Annotated in this window: 12 protein-coding genes; 7 read left to right on the forward strand and 5 right to left on the reverse strand. The window is 60.4% G+C overall.

The features are described 5' to 3' along the window. The first annotated feature begins 5 nt into the window (after positions 1 to 5). From pcaF to J5276_RS22840, 7 genes are all read left to right on the forward strand, one after another. Positions 6 to 1211: a 3-oxoadipyl-CoA thiolase gene (pcaF, locus tag J5276_RS22810; protein WP_174012355.1), complete on the forward strand. Its 1206-nt coding sequence runs from the start codon at positions 6 to 8 to the stop codon at positions 1209 to 1211. Between the two features lie 403 nt (positions 1212 to 1614). Next, positions 1615 to 2643 (forward strand): LacI family DNA-binding transcriptional regulator, encoded by a 1029-nt coding sequence (locus J5276_RS22815; protein ID WP_060642650.1) that lies wholly within the window; start codon positions 1615 to 1617, stop codon positions 2641 to 2643. Positions 2644 to 2925: 282 nt separating this feature from the next. Further along, entirely contained in the window at positions 2926 to 3867 is a 942-nt protein-coding gene (locus J5276_RS22820; protein WP_174012357.1) for a sugar ABC transporter substrate-binding protein, read from the forward strand. A gap of 142 nt (positions 3868 to 4009) precedes the next feature. Beyond that, complete coding sequence (locus J5276_RS22825) at positions 4010 to 4909, forward strand: sugar phosphate isomerase/epimerase family protein (protein ID WP_004431052.1); 900 nt, start codon at positions 4010 to 4012, stop codon at positions 4907 to 4909. A 10-nt stretch (positions 4910 to 4919) separates the two neighbouring features. Continuing rightward, entirely contained in the window at positions 4920 to 5930 is a 1011-nt protein-coding gene (locus tag J5276_RS22830; protein WP_174012359.1) for a Gfo/Idh/MocA family protein, read from the forward strand. Between the two features lie 9 nt (positions 5931 to 5939). Beyond that, entirely contained in the window at positions 5940 to 6725 is a 786-nt protein-coding gene (locus tag J5276_RS22835) for a TIM barrel protein (protein ID WP_076844714.1), read from the forward strand. Between the two features lie 220 nt (positions 6726 to 6945). Continuing rightward, complete coding sequence (locus J5276_RS22840; RefSeq protein ID WP_174012362.1) at positions 6946 to 7992, forward strand: LacI family DNA-binding transcriptional regulator; 1047 nt, start codon at positions 6946 to 6948, stop codon at positions 7990 to 7992. Positions 7993 to 8002: 10 nt separating this feature from the next. On the opposite strand, the gene J5276_RS22845 is transcribed toward J5276_RS22840, so the two are convergent. The 5 genes from J5276_RS22845 to J5276_RS22865 are packed head-to-tail and all read right to left on the reverse strand — an operon-like array spanning position 8003 to position 13610. After that, a complete protein-coding gene (locus J5276_RS22845) occupies positions 8003 to 9061 on the reverse strand; it encodes a carbohydrate ABC transporter permease (protein WP_013762383.1) in 1059 nt (352 codons plus the stop codon). Positions 9062 to 9063: 2 nt separating this feature from the next. Beyond that, positions 9064 to 10059 (reverse strand): carbohydrate ABC transporter permease, encoded by a 996-nt coding sequence (locus tag J5276_RS22850; RefSeq protein ID WP_004431062.1) that lies wholly within the window; start codon positions 10057 to 10059, stop codon positions 9064 to 9066. A 1-nt stretch (position 10060) separates the two neighbouring features. Continuing rightward, positions 10061 to 11167 (reverse strand): ABC transporter ATP-binding protein, encoded by a 1107-nt coding sequence (locus tag J5276_RS22855; protein WP_019567012.1) that lies wholly within the window; start codon positions 11165 to 11167, stop codon positions 10061 to 10063. After that, the gene (locus J5276_RS22860; RefSeq protein WP_111795307.1) at positions 11167 to 12519 is read right to left on the reverse strand and encodes a glycoside hydrolase family 28 protein; all 1353 of its coding nucleotides are present in this window, start codon (positions 12517 to 12519) and stop codon (positions 11167 to 11169) included. Before J5276_RS22860 ends, J5276_RS22855 begins: the two co-directional genes overlap by 1 nt. Beyond that, on the reverse strand, positions 12516 to 13610 hold the full coding sequence (locus J5276_RS22865) for a glycoside hydrolase family 88 protein (RefSeq protein ID WP_013762386.1): 1095 nt from the start codon (positions 13608 to 13610) through the stop codon (positions 12516 to 12518). Before J5276_RS22865 ends, J5276_RS22860 begins: the two co-directional genes overlap by 4 nt. Position 13611: the final 1 nt, after the last annotated feature.

The following is a 13611-nucleotide window of genomic DNA, read 5'->3' on the forward strand; positions in this document are numbered from 1 at the left end:
AACCGATGACCGATGCATTCATCTGCGACTATATCCGCACACCGATCGGCCGTTTCGGCGGTGCATTGTCTTCAGTGCGGGCTGACGATCTCGGTGCTGTGCCCTTGCGGGCGCTTGTCGAGCGTAACCCGTCCGTGGATTGGGAAGCCGTCGAGGACGTGATCTTCGGCTGCGCCAACCAGGCGGGCGAAGATAACCGCAATGTTGCCCGCATGTCGCTGCTGCTGGCCGGCCTGCCAGTTTCGGTGACCGGAACCACGATCAACCGGTTGTGCGGTTCGGGCATGGACGCTGTCATCGCCGCTGCCCGCGCCGTCAAATCCGGCGAGGCGGAATTGATGATTGCAGGCGGCGTGGAAAGCATGAGCCGCGCGCCCTTCGTGCTGCCCAAGGCCGAAAGTGCCTTTTCACGCAACGCCGAAATCTACGACACGACCATCGGCTGGCGTTTCGTCAACCCGCTGATGAAGGCGCAATATGGCGTCGATTCCATGCCGGAGACCGGTGATAACGTCGCCGTCGATTATCAGGTCTCCCGCGAAGATCAGGACGCCTTTGCCGTTCGCAGCCAGCAAAAGGCAGCCGACGCGCAGGCCAATGGCCGCCTCGACAAGGAAATCGTCTCGGTCACGATCCCGCAGCGCAAGGGCGATCCGCTGGTAGTGTCTAAAGACGAACATCCGCGCGCGACGAGCCTTGAAGCCCTTGCAAAGCTGAAGCCTGTCAACAAGCGCGACGGTGCGACAGTGACGGCGGGCAATGCATCCGGCGTCAATGACGGTGCGGCGGCTCTCATCATCGCTTCGGCTGAAGCCGCAAAGAAATACGGCCTGACGCCGATTGCCCGCATTCTCGCCGGAGCAACTGCCGGCGTTCCGCCGCGCGTCATGGGCATTGGCCCCGCGCCTGCCTCAGCCAAGCTTCTGGCGCGTCTCGGCCTGAAACACGAAGAGCTTGACGTGATCGAGCTGAACGAAGCCTTCGCCAGCCAGGGTCTCGCAACGCTTCGCCAGCTCGGCATTGCCGATGACGATGCGCGGGTGAATGCAAATGGCGGGGCGATTGCGCTTGGGCATCCGCTTGGGATGTCCGGTGCGCGCATTGCCGGCACCGCAGCACTCGAGCTTTCTCTGACCGGCAAGCGTTATGCGCTTTCGACCATGTGCATCGGCGTCGGGCAGGGCATTGCCGTGGCGCTCGAGCGGGTCTGACGGGACCGCGGCATTCGGTTCTGTTGAACGGTCCGGATGCCGCTGCCGCCGTGTCTTCACCTATGTCGGCAGGTGCTCAGGAACTCCACGCATGATTTTCTCGCGTTGGTGCATTCCAACTCCCCTCATTCCTGTGCTTGTCACAGGAATCCAGCCGACGAGGGTCTGCGCGGCGGAGGGAGTCTTTTCGGCCCAAGGACTTGGGCTGGCTGGATCTCTGTGACAAGCGCAGAGATGAGGGAAGTGGAAAAGCAGGCCTCGCACCGGACACCCCAGCCATCAATATTTATGCCGCGCGTTATGGCACCCCTCGCCGAAATCTCGGTATGCGTTGGATTCTATCATGATCCGTGACATGTTTTGCGGGGTATGACAGGATTCTTTCCGTGTAAGGGGTGTCTTCATGAAGCGTCCGACAATCACAGATGTTGCAAACGCCGCCGGCGTCAGCGTTGCGACTGTCGACAGGGTATTGAATGGTCGCCTGCCGGTGCGGGAGGAAACCTCGCGGCGGGTGTTCGAGGCGGCGGAAAAGATCGGTTTTCATGCCACCAACATCATCCGCCAGCGCATGCTGGCCGATCTGCCGTCCTATAATCTCGGAATCATTCTGCGGAAAGAACGGCACTCCTTTTACCAGACATTTGCCGATGAGCTGGAGCTTGCGGCGCGCAACGTGAGGGATCGCCATCTGAACCTGCGCATCGAATTTGCGCAGTCGGGAGAGCCGAGCGAGCTTGCGGGCCTTCTGACGGCCATGAAAGGTCGGGTGCAGGCCGTTGCAGCCACCGGGCCTGACCATCATGACGTTACGGCGGCCGTTGAGGCGCTGAAGGCGAAGGGTATTCCCACCTTTTCGCTGCTTTCCGATTTCGCGCAGGGTGTGCGGGAGGCCTATCTTGGCGCGAATAACATGAAGGTCGGGCGCACGGCGGCGTGGATGATCTCGCGGCTGGCGCGCAGCAAGGGCAAGGTGCTGCTATTGCTCGGTGGCCACCGTTTTCACGGCCATTCACTGCGGGAGACCGGCTTTCGGAGCTATATCAGGGAATATGCGCCGGAATTCGAGGTGATGGACGCGCTGATCACGTTGGAAACGCGGCGGCTGACCTACGAGCTTGTCATGGACACCATCGCCAAACACCAAGATCTCGTCGGCATCTATTGCATCGGCGGCGGCATGGAAGGTGTGATCGAGGCCTTGCAGCAGGAGAACCGCCAGGAAACCATCGTCTGCCTCGTCAACGAGTTGACGCCGGAATCCCGTCAGGCGCTGCTTGAGCGGCGTATTACCGGCGTGTTCCAGACACCGCTTCGCGAACTATGCACGGACCTCGTTGCCACGATGGTTCACACCATCGAACACGGCATGGCGGAAACGCCGGGACAAAGATTTGTGCCCGCTCATCTATGGGTTCCTGAGAGCCTTTGATGGTTTGATAGATTCTATCATAAATGCCACGTCTATTTCTATCAGCCATGATGGTTTTGCCCGCCGAAGACGCGTTGACGCCGGCCCCGGACTAGGATCATGTTGCCGGCATGTGGAGCGGGCAGGAGGCTGATCCACGACAATAACGATGTTTCAAGGTTGCCAAACGCCGCAGATTTCCATCTTCGGCGACGGGTATCCTTTTGCCGGCGATCGGCTGTGGCGCGATGCACTTGCGGCTGTGCGACCGGTTTCTTTTCAAGAGTTTCGGAGGAGGATGACATGAAAAGACATTTTGCGATTGCGGCTCTGGCCACCATGCTGGCGACCACGGCTTCGGCTCAGACCATCGGCGTTTCGATGGCCCTGTTCGACGATAATTTCCTGACCGTGCTGCGCAACGGCATGATCGACTATTCGAAGGGCATGAAGGGTGTCTCGCTGCAGATCGAGGACGCCCAGAACGATGTCGGCAAACAATTGAGCCAGGTGCAGAACTTTGTCGCCGCCGGCGTCGACGCCATCATCGTCAATCCCGTCGATACGGATGCGACGGTGGCGCTTTCGCAGGCGGCTGCCGCAGCCGGCATTCCGCTTGTCTACGTCAACCGCCAGCCGGTCAATCTCGACAACCTGCCGGACAAGCAGGCCTTCGTCGCTTCCGATGAAAAACAGTCGGGAACGTTGCAGACGCAGGAAGTCTGCCGGCTTCTGAAGGCTGCCGGCAAGACGGAAGCCAAGGCCGTGGTGATGATGGGCGAGCTCTCCAACCAGGCGGCTCGCATGCGGACTGAGGACATCAAGGAGGTCGTCGCCACTCCGGATTGCAGCTTCATCAAGCTCGTTGAGGAGCAATCCGCCAACTGGTCGCGCACGCAGGGGTCGGACCTGATGACCAACTGGCTCTCGGCTGGCGTTGAGTTCGATGCGGTGATTTCCAACAATGACGAGATGGCGATCGGCGCGATCCAGTCGTTGAAGGCGACCGGCCGGCCGATGGATGGCGTCATCATCGCGGGTATCGACGCGACCCAGGATGCACTTGCCGCGATGGCGGCGGGCGAACTGGATGTCAGTGTTTTCCAGAATGCCGCCGGCCAGGGCAAGGGCGCGGTGGATGCCGCGCTGAAACTCGCCAAGGGCGAGACGATCGACAAGAAGGTCTTCGTGCCCTTCGAACTCGTCACGCCCGCCAACCTCAAGGATTATCAGGCGAAGAACTGAGGCCGGCATTCACTGGGAATGCCAGGAATAAACCAGGGGCCGCTCATGGAAAAGCAGGCCCAAGGCCGCGGTCTCTTCTCCCGGATCGCGGCCTAACCTGTCCGCAACGACCTCAACAGATACCGACGACAAGGAAGCGTAAATGCGCATCGCCATCGACCCGTTCATGCACCGCCATCTCAGCCTCGAAGCCCTTCCTGCCAAAGTTAGGGAGCTCGGCTACGACTGGATCGAGCTCAGCCCGCGCGCCGATTTCCTCGAATGGTTCAAGGCGCCACGCGTGTTTCCCGAAAGGATCCGCTCGTTCAAGAAGGCGCTGGCGGCCGAAAACGTCAAGATTGCCTCGCTGCTGCCGATGTATCGCTGGGCCTCCAATGACGAGACCGAGCGGCAGGCGGCAGTGAAGCACTGGAAGCGCGCCATCGAGATCGCCGTCGAACTGGAGGTCGACACGATGAACTCCGAATTTGGCCGTGGACCGCATCCCGACAAGGGTTCCTGCTATTGCTGCCATACCGGCTCGATGATCGAGGCCTGCGAGGATGCCTGGTGGCGTTCAATGGAAGAACTTGTGCCGATCTTCGAGCGCGAAGGCATCAATCTGCATGTCGAGCCGCATCCGGAAGACTGGTGCGAGACACTTCAGCCGGCGCTCGACATCATCCGCACCGTCAATTCGAAGAATGTGAAGTTTCTCTATTGCGCCCCGCACACCTTCTATTTCGGCGACGACACCAAGGCGATGCTGCGCGAAGCGAAGGATGTGCTCGCCCACGTGCATGTCGGTGACACCTTCAATCACAAGGCCAGTTCAGGGCTGCGCTACATTCTCAACCCGCCCGGCACGCAGGCGCGCGTGCACCAGCACTTGAACATCGGCCAGGGTGAGGTGCCGTGGGACGACTTCTTCGGCACGCTTTCCGAAATCGGCTTCGACGGCATCATGACCTCCTGTGTTTTCGCGTGGGAGGACAGGGCCGATGAATCGGGCAGGTTCATGTGCGCCGAGATCAACAACTATATCGAAAAATACCGCAAGTGAGGTTTTTCCCATGACTGTGAGAATTGGTGTCATCGGCACCGGCGCGATTGGCCGTGACCATGCCCGCCGCATCAACAAGGTCCTCGGAGGCGCAAAGGTCGTGGCGCTGAGTGACGTCAACCCTGCATCCGCCGAGGCGGTGAAGAACGACATTGCTCCGGACGCCGTCATTTTCGCCACCGGCGAGGAACTGATTGCATCGCCGGATGTGGACGCCGTTCTGGTGACATCCTGGGGTGCAACGCATGAGCAATATGTGCTGGCCGCCATTGCCGCCGGCAAGCCCTGCTTTTGCGAAAAGCCGCTGTCGACAACGGCGGAAGGGGCAAAACGCATCGTTGACGCCGAGGTGGCGCAGGGCAAGCGGCTGGTTCAGGTGGGCTTCATGCGCCGTTATGACGCCGGTTATGTGGCGTTGAAACAGGCCGTCGACACCAAGATCGGCGCGCCGATCATGGTGCACGCCGCCCACCGCAATCCGGCGGTTCCGGAGCAATATGTGACTGCTATGGCCATCCACGACACGATGATCCACGAGATCGACGTGCTGCGCTGGCTGCTCGACGATGACTATGTTTCGGCGCGGGTCCTCTTTCCCCGCTCGGCGGCCAGAAGCCATGTACAGCTGAAGGATCCGCAGATCGTCATTCTGGAGACCACCAGGGGCACGCTCATCGACGTCGAAATTTTCGTCAATTGCCATTATGGCTATGATATTCAGTGCCAGGTGGTGGGAGAGGATGGCATCGCCAGCCTACCGGAACCGATGTCCGTCCAGACCCGCCTTGGCGCCAAGCTACAGAACGATATCCTGACAGACTGGAAGGATCGCTTTATCGCGAGCTATGATGTCGAGCTGCAGGATTTCATCCATGCGGCGGCGAAGGGCACCGCGGCCGGACCTAATTCCTGGGACGGTTACGTGGCCGCCATCACATCCGATGCCTGCGTCGCCGCGCAGGAAACCGGTGGCGCTGCGGTCGCCATCGACCTTCCCGCGCGTCCTGCCCTTTATAAGTGAGGATATCTCATGCGTTTTGCCATCAACCACATCACCGCACCAAAACTCTCCCTCGAGGACTTCTTCGCGACAGCGCGCAATCTTGGCCTTAGCGAAGTTGAAATCCGCAACGACCTGCCTGACATCGTCGGCACGGTGGACCCGGCTGCCGTGAAGGCCGCGGCCGAAAAGGCCGGCGTGACCATCATCTCCATCAACGCGCTTTATCCATTCAACGTCTGGTCGGGCGATCTGCCAAAAAGGGCAGTCGTGATGGCTGATTACGCCGCCGCAAGTGGTGCGAAGGCGCTTGTCATGTGCCCGCTCAACGAGGGCCGACAGGTACCGTTCGACGATCTCGTGGCCGCGCTCAAGGCCATGAAGCCCATCCTCGAGGAACGTGGGCTGACCGGCCTTGTCGAACCACTCGGTTTCCCCGTCTCGTCGCTGCGCACCAAGGCTGAGGCCGTCAAGGCCATCGACGCGGCAGGCGGGGGCGATGTCTACAGGCTGGTGCACGACACTTTCCATCATCATCTGGCAGGAGAGACGGTGTTTTTCCCCGAACGCACCGGCCTCGTCCACATATCAGGCGTGACAGACCCCGCTGTCTCCGTCGCCGACATGCTGGACGCCCACCGCGTTCTGGTGGATAGCGACGACCGGCTGGAGAATCTTGCCCAGATCAGGACGCTGGAGGCAGCTGGCTACAAGGGGCCTTACAGCTTCGAGCCTTTCGCGGCTGAGGTGCATGAGTTGAAAGACCCGGCTGCTGCCGTCAGAGACAGTATCGACCATATCTCCCAGGCGCTATGACCGCCTCACCGCCTGCGGTTTGCTGCAGGCGGTGCTTGCGTTCGAATACAGGCTGATTGGTAGAAAACACAGAGAAATCAATTCCGCTTTTACGGATGATGCTGTAATCTTTGCGTGACAAAACAGAGCAGCAATCGGGCTCGGGTATTCTTGAAATCAACTGCTTTGTGCCGGTTTCTTGCCCGCCCCATCCTTAAAAGAGTGGGTGAATTTCCCTTTTATGAAAATAGACAGGAAAACGACGCTTAAGGATGTGGCGCAGCAGGCAAATGTTTCGCTTAGCACCGCTTCGCACGCCCTTAACGGCACGGCCCCCTTGACGACGCTGGTGCGCGAGCGGGTGCTGGAAGCGGCCCGTTCGCTCGGTTATCTCGAAAACCGCCGGCAGAAGGCGACGATTGCGACCCTGCGCGTGGTGTTGCTGGCAATGACCAACGATGCGGCTCCGCAAAGTGATCTCAACATGGTCAGCTGGACGATGCTGAACGGCTTCCGGCGCGAATGCGAACGGCGCGGCATTCGCATCGTGCCCTTCGTCAGCGCCACAAGCCGGCTTGACCCTGTCGCGGTGGCGCAGGCGGCGGATGCCGACAATGTGGATGGCATCGTGGTGTTGAACGATGACCGGTCGCAACTGGTTCAGGCGCTTTCGGCGCTCGGCAAACCGGTGGTGCTGATCAATGGCGAGGACCCGGCCATGATCGTAGATACGGTGACGGCCGAGAACCGTTTCGGCGCCCGCCTCGGCATCGAGCACCTGCTTTCCCTTGGGCACCGCAATATTCTGCACATTACCTGGAAGGGGCGCACGACGATCCGCCGCCGTTTCGACGGCTATAGCGACGCATTTCTTGCGGCGGGGTTTCCGGTGCCTGCGGATATGGTCATTGAGGTGGAGAGTTATGAACCCCAATGGGGCGAAACCGCCATTCGTCGCCTGCTGGCCGAGGAGCGCCCGCTCAGAAATGCAACGGCGATTTTCTGCGCTGCCGACAATCTGGCGCTCGGCTGTCTGAAAGCACTGACGGAAGCCGGTGTCCGGGTTCCCGATGATGTTTCGGTATTGGGTTTTGACGATATCATGCCGGCGGCCTTCAGTGCGCCACCGCTCAGCACCGTTCAATTGCCCGCCGACAGGCTGGGTGGTGCGGCACTTTCCCTGCTGGAGCAGCGGCTTGTCGCCGCCGACCCGACCCGGCCTGCGCACCGGCTGGAACTTGGCTGTCGACTTGTGCTGAGGGGCAGCATCGCACCGCCCCCCAAGTGATACCGAGCTTTTACTTCATGCCCGTCCCAGCAATGCCTGTCGTGATATAGCGTTGCAGGAACAGGAACACGACGGTGACCGGCGCCAGGCTGAGGAAGGTCATGGCGAGAATATAGTGCCATTGCACCGAGAACTCGCCCTGGAAGGCGTTCAGGCCCACCTGCAGTGTGAAGTTCTCGCGGCTGCTGAGGACGATCAACGGCCACAGGAAGTCGTTCCAGCGCCACAGCACCGAGAAGATTGCGAGAACCGCTAGTGCAGGTGCCGTCAGCGGCAGGATGATGCGCCAGAAGATGCGGAACTCGCTGGCCGCATCGACGCGCGCGGCTTCGATGAGTTCGTCGGGGATCGTCAGCATGTATTGCCTGAGCAGGAACACGCCGGTTGGCGTCGCGACGGTGGGAATGATGACACCCCAGAGATTGTCGACGAGGCCGACACCGACGATAACAAGATAGGCTGGCACCATGACGACGGTAAGTGGGATCATCAGCGTGGAGATGATCAGCACGAAAATCGCCTTCTCGCCGCGGAAGCGGTATTTCGAGAGAGCAAACGCCGCCATGGCGTTGACGATCAAGGTTAAAACCGTCGCGACAACAGTGACGAAGACCGAGTTTTTCAGGAAAGTCAGGAAGTTGAACTGGGTCAAGGGATCGGTGAAATTCTGCGTCGCGATCGTCAGTTTCTGGACGGGCGACATTTCGCGTGTGTCGACGCTGACCGGCGGGCCGGGATTGGCCGGATCCACCATCTGCGCCTTGATGCCAACGCGCCGGACCATGGCCATCTCCCGCTCCATGCCGTCGATGGTGACGGTCCAGAGGCTGAGCGGCCTGTCATAACCTGGAACTTCCACCTGCACGGCGGCGCGCGGCAGAAGGCTCGGCGGAAACCGTGTGATCTCGGCTTCCGGCTTCAGCGAGGACATGGCGGCCCAGACAACGGGTATGAGCACCGCGAGCGTGCCGCCGATGAGCCACACCCAGGAGAGAATATCGGTGAGACCGATCCTGCCGGGGCGGCGGGTTCGCGTCAGGAAAGTGACTGCGTTTATATTGCCGGACATGATCAGGACTCCATCTTTTTGCCGAGGCGCAGTTGCACGAGCGTCAGCGCGAGAAGAACAAGGCCCATCAGAACCGATGCGGCGGATGCGAGGCCGAAGAGCCTGAGATCGCTGCCAAAGGCCATCTGGTAGATATATTGCACCACGAACGTGTTGGCCGTGCCCGGCCCGCCGCCATTGGTCAAAACCCAGGCTTCATCAAATATTTGCACTGAGCGGATCATCAAAAGGATCAGTACGACGAGAAGGTTGGGAGCCAGCAGCGGCAGGGTGATGCGCAGCAATGTGCGTCGGGGCGAAGCGGCGTCGATTGCGGCTGCTTCATAAAGGTCTTTGGGAATGGCCTGCAGCCCGGCCAGCAGGATGAGCGTGTAAAAGCCCATGTGGAACCAGACGGATACGACCACGACGAAGAAGCGCGACCAGCCGACATCCAGCAGGAAGATTTCCGGCGGCACGCCGAGCATCTGGAAGAAGGCGTTCAGCAGTCCGTTGCGGTCAAGAAACCATTTCCAGATGAGGCCGATGACGACAGGTGACAGCAGCACGGGATAAAAGAACATGGCGCGGAAGAAGCCGCGCGCGGCAATCGCCCTGTTAAGAATAAGGGCCGTGACCAGCGCGACGAACAGCGTGGCGACAACGTTGAAGCCGACGAACCAGAGCGTGTTCCAGATCGCTGTCCAGAACAGCGATTCCCGGCAGCTTCCGGGGTCCATATAGCTCTGGCAATCGAGCAGCTTGCCGAAATTCTCCAGACCGACAAAGGGGCGGTCTGTGATCAGCAGCTCGGTGCCGCCGGTAAAGGCGTAACCGACGGCAATGGCAATCGGCAGGAAGGTGAAGATGCCGAAGAGAACGAGGTTAGGCATCAGGAAAATATAGGGCATGCGTCTTTTGCCGATCAGCCGCTCTATGAGGTTGAGCGGCACTTCGGCGATTGCCATCACGGCGTCGAGCACGCGGTCGGACAGTCTCGCAAGCGTCGGATTGGCCATGCTAGTCTCTCCCGCGGCTGTCGAGGCGCGGCAGCGCCAGTTCGGTTTCGGGGTCGAAGACATGCACCCTTTCGCGCGCCGGCATGATGTTCAGAATTGAGCCTGAAGCGGGTGCGAAGTGGCCAGCCTGGTGCACGATGATCTGCTCTTTCTGGCCCTGAAGATTGCCGTAGAGATAGGTCTCGGTGCCGAGGCTCTCGTGATACTGCACTTCGAAGGGCAGGCCCTTTTCCTGCGTGATGACAAAATGCGAGGGGCGGATGCCCGCCAGAACTGCCTGTCCGGGGGTAGCCACGGCGGGATCCACGAGGCAGGGCAGGGACACGCCGTATCCGGTGTCGATTGCGAAACCGCCGTCGCTGCCGGCGACGAATGTGCCCTTCAGTATGTTCATGCGCGGTGAACCGAGGAAGCCGGCGACGAAGAGGTTGCGCGGATTGTCGAAAAGCTCGAGCGGGCTGCCCACCTGTTCGATGCGGCCTGCACGCAGCACCACGATCTTGTCGGCCATGGTCATGGCTTCCACCTGGTCGTGGGTCACATAGATCATCGTCGTCTTGATATCGCGATGCAGCCTTGTGATTTCGGCGCGGGTCTGCACGCGCAGCGCCGCATCGAGGTTCGACAGCGGCTCGTCAAACAGGAAAATGTCAGGCTCGCGCACGATGGCGCGGCCGATGGCGACGCGCTGGCGCTGGCCGCCGGAAAGCTGTTTCGGCTTGCGGTCGAGATAGGGTTCGATGGCCAGCATGCGTGCCGCCTCGTTGATGCGGCTTTCGATTTCCGCCCGCTTGAAACGCAGGTTTTCAAGGCCGAAGGCGAGGTTCTTGCGCACACTCATATGTGGATAGAGCGCATAGGACTGGAAGACCATGGCGATCTTGCGCTCGGCCGGCGAGAGCGCGCTGACGTCGCGTCCGCCAATGCCGATGGTGCCTGACGTCACATCCTCAAGGCCGGCGATGATGCGCAGCAGCGTGGATTTTCCGCAGCCGGAAGGACCGACGAAAACGACGAATTCCCCGTTCTCGATCTGAAGATCGATATCATGCAGGACATGAACGGCACCGAATGCCTTGTTGAGGTTTTCCAGCTTTAGACTTCCCATTACCTGCTCCCTTCGGGCAAGGTCGTCTCTGCGACGATCTCTTTTGCATTCCAGCCCTCGGGTAAGGGCATCGTTCTTCCAATGGCAACGTCGCGCGCAGAAAATCCGTGAACGCCGGACAGATAGACCGCAGGCATGCCGCCGGGGTAATCTTCAAGTCCGACGATCCTGCCGTCGGCGCTGCGTGTCCAGGCATTGGCGCGGCCGGCAGCTTCCGGGCTTGGTGCAATGTCCGCATTGGTCGGGCGAAGATCATATTGCAGGCCGGTGCCGAGTTTGCCGGGCTGTTGCGACAGTGAAATGCGCGCGAGCGTGACATTGTGGATGCCGGCGCTCGAGGTGGCGACGAGGTTTATCGCCCCTTCCATCGAACCGCTCAGGTCTTCCACCACAAGGTTTTCAACCTCACCGGCCTGACGTTCCGGCCGGCGGTCTACCACGGTGACAGTCACGGCTTCGCCCGATCCCCAGAACCCGCCCGGCGTTTCGTGGCACTCCGCCTCGATCCGCGAAAAGCGGATATTGCGCATGGCGCCGCCATCGCGGGAGAAAAGGCCGATGCCGCGATTGGATGCGATGACTTTGCAGTCCTCGAACGCCACATCGGTGAAATCGCCGAAGGATTCCGTGCCGAGCTTCAAGGCGCAGCTCATGCTTGAGACAGTGCAGCGGCGAACCGTGATATCGGCGCAGGCGCCAACAGCCTTGCCATCCGGTCCGGCGCTGGTCTTCAGGCAGATACCGTCATCGGCGGTGGAGATGGAGCAATCCTCGATCAGTGCGCGCCGGCAGGCATCCAGCACGATGCCGTCGGTGTTGGGCAGGCGGCGATCGTTTTCGACACGGATGTTGCGGAAACTCAGATCTTCGCAATCGACCATGTGCAGGGTCCACATTGGCGAACCGCTGACGACGAGGTTTTCAAGGCGAACGTCGCGGCAGGATTCCAGAACCATGACACGCGGCCTCTTTTTCGCGGGCACATAGGTTCCCATGGCTTCGTCGTCACCGATGATGAAGTTCTCACCGCCAGCCTCGATACGGCCGGGGCCGGTGACAGCGATGTTGCTCGCGCCCTTTGCGACGATCATGCCGCGATCGGAATCCTCGGCGATGACCGAAACGGACGTATGGGCATAGGCGTCGTAGTCGGAAATCGGCGCAAGCACCGCGTCTTGTGCAAGGTGAAGTTCCACGCCGCTTTTAAGATGGAGGCCGCCGCTGACATGCCGTCCGGCCAAGAGCGACACGACGCCGCCGCCTGCAGCCGATGCTCTATCGATTGCCTGCTGGATATCGGCAGTGGCGTCACGTCCCTCGGCGGCTATGGTGATATTGGTGTGAGCACTCATGATGCCTGCGGCCTTTTCAGAAAGACGTCGATCAGGAGCAGCATCGTCAGCGCCTGCCCATAGGGTGTCGGCAAATTGGGAATGCGGCGGTAGAAATCGAGGTCGTGGCCCATGGGCGTTCCGTCCGACACACCGTGCACGACGCCTTCATCATCGATATTGCCCAGCACCGCCTTCAGCGCCCGCTCGGCATGGGCGCGGTTTTCTTCGCCGAGAATACCTGCCTCGATGCCGCGCAGAATGCCATAGGCGATGCCAGCGGTTGCCGACGTCTCGACCGGCGAAGTCGGATCGTCGAGGAGCGTGTGGAACATGCCATCCTCGCGCTGATACTGGCGCAGCGAACGCACCTGGCTTGCAAGCACATTGGCGAGGAAACGTTTGTCCTTTTCGGCAAGCGTCGGCACCAGTTCGAAGAGTTCGGGGATTGCAACGGTGATCCAGGAATTGCCGCGTGCCCAGAAGGCATGCGCAAAATTGTGGCGTCCGATGAAGGTCCAGCCGTGATACCACAGCCCGGTCACGGGGTCTGACAGGTAACGCGCATGGATCATGAACTGGTAGACTGCCTCATCGATCCAGTCCTGACGTTTGCAGACCACACCGGCGCGGGCAAGGAACAGACAAGCCATGAACAGCGTGTCGTCCCAGAGTTCACCCTCGTTAAGCCGCTCCTTGACCACGTGCTGGAAGCCGCCATCTTCGGTTTTCGGCAATTTGTGCACAAGCCAGTCGGCCCAGTCTTCCACCAGCGCCCGGAAATCCGGCCGGTCGACATGTTCGGTGAGGATGACGAGCGGCAGCATTGGCGCGGAACTGTTGATCTGGCGTGGCGGCAGGCCACGATCGATCTGCCAGCCGTACCAGGTCACGAGATCGTCCAGAGCTTTCTGGTCGTTTGCGGCAAGCGCCCGGCGCAGGAAGCCGTAAAGCCCAACGCCCACTTCCCAATCCCATTCATCGAACTGGATCTTGCCGTCGGAACTGCCGCTTGCCAGGCCTTCCTGTATGCCCTTGAGGCGGCTGAAGGCGGCGGCGACGCTGTCGATCGTCGTTCTGAGAGTGTCTTTCTCGATGCTTTGCTGGTTCATC

Origin of the sequence: Agrobacterium sp. S7/73 (assembly GCF_019355535.1) — a bacterium.
In the GTDB taxonomy this organism is placed as follows: domain Bacteria; phylum Pseudomonadota; class Alphaproteobacteria; order Rhizobiales; family Rhizobiaceae; genus Agrobacterium; species Agrobacterium tumefaciens.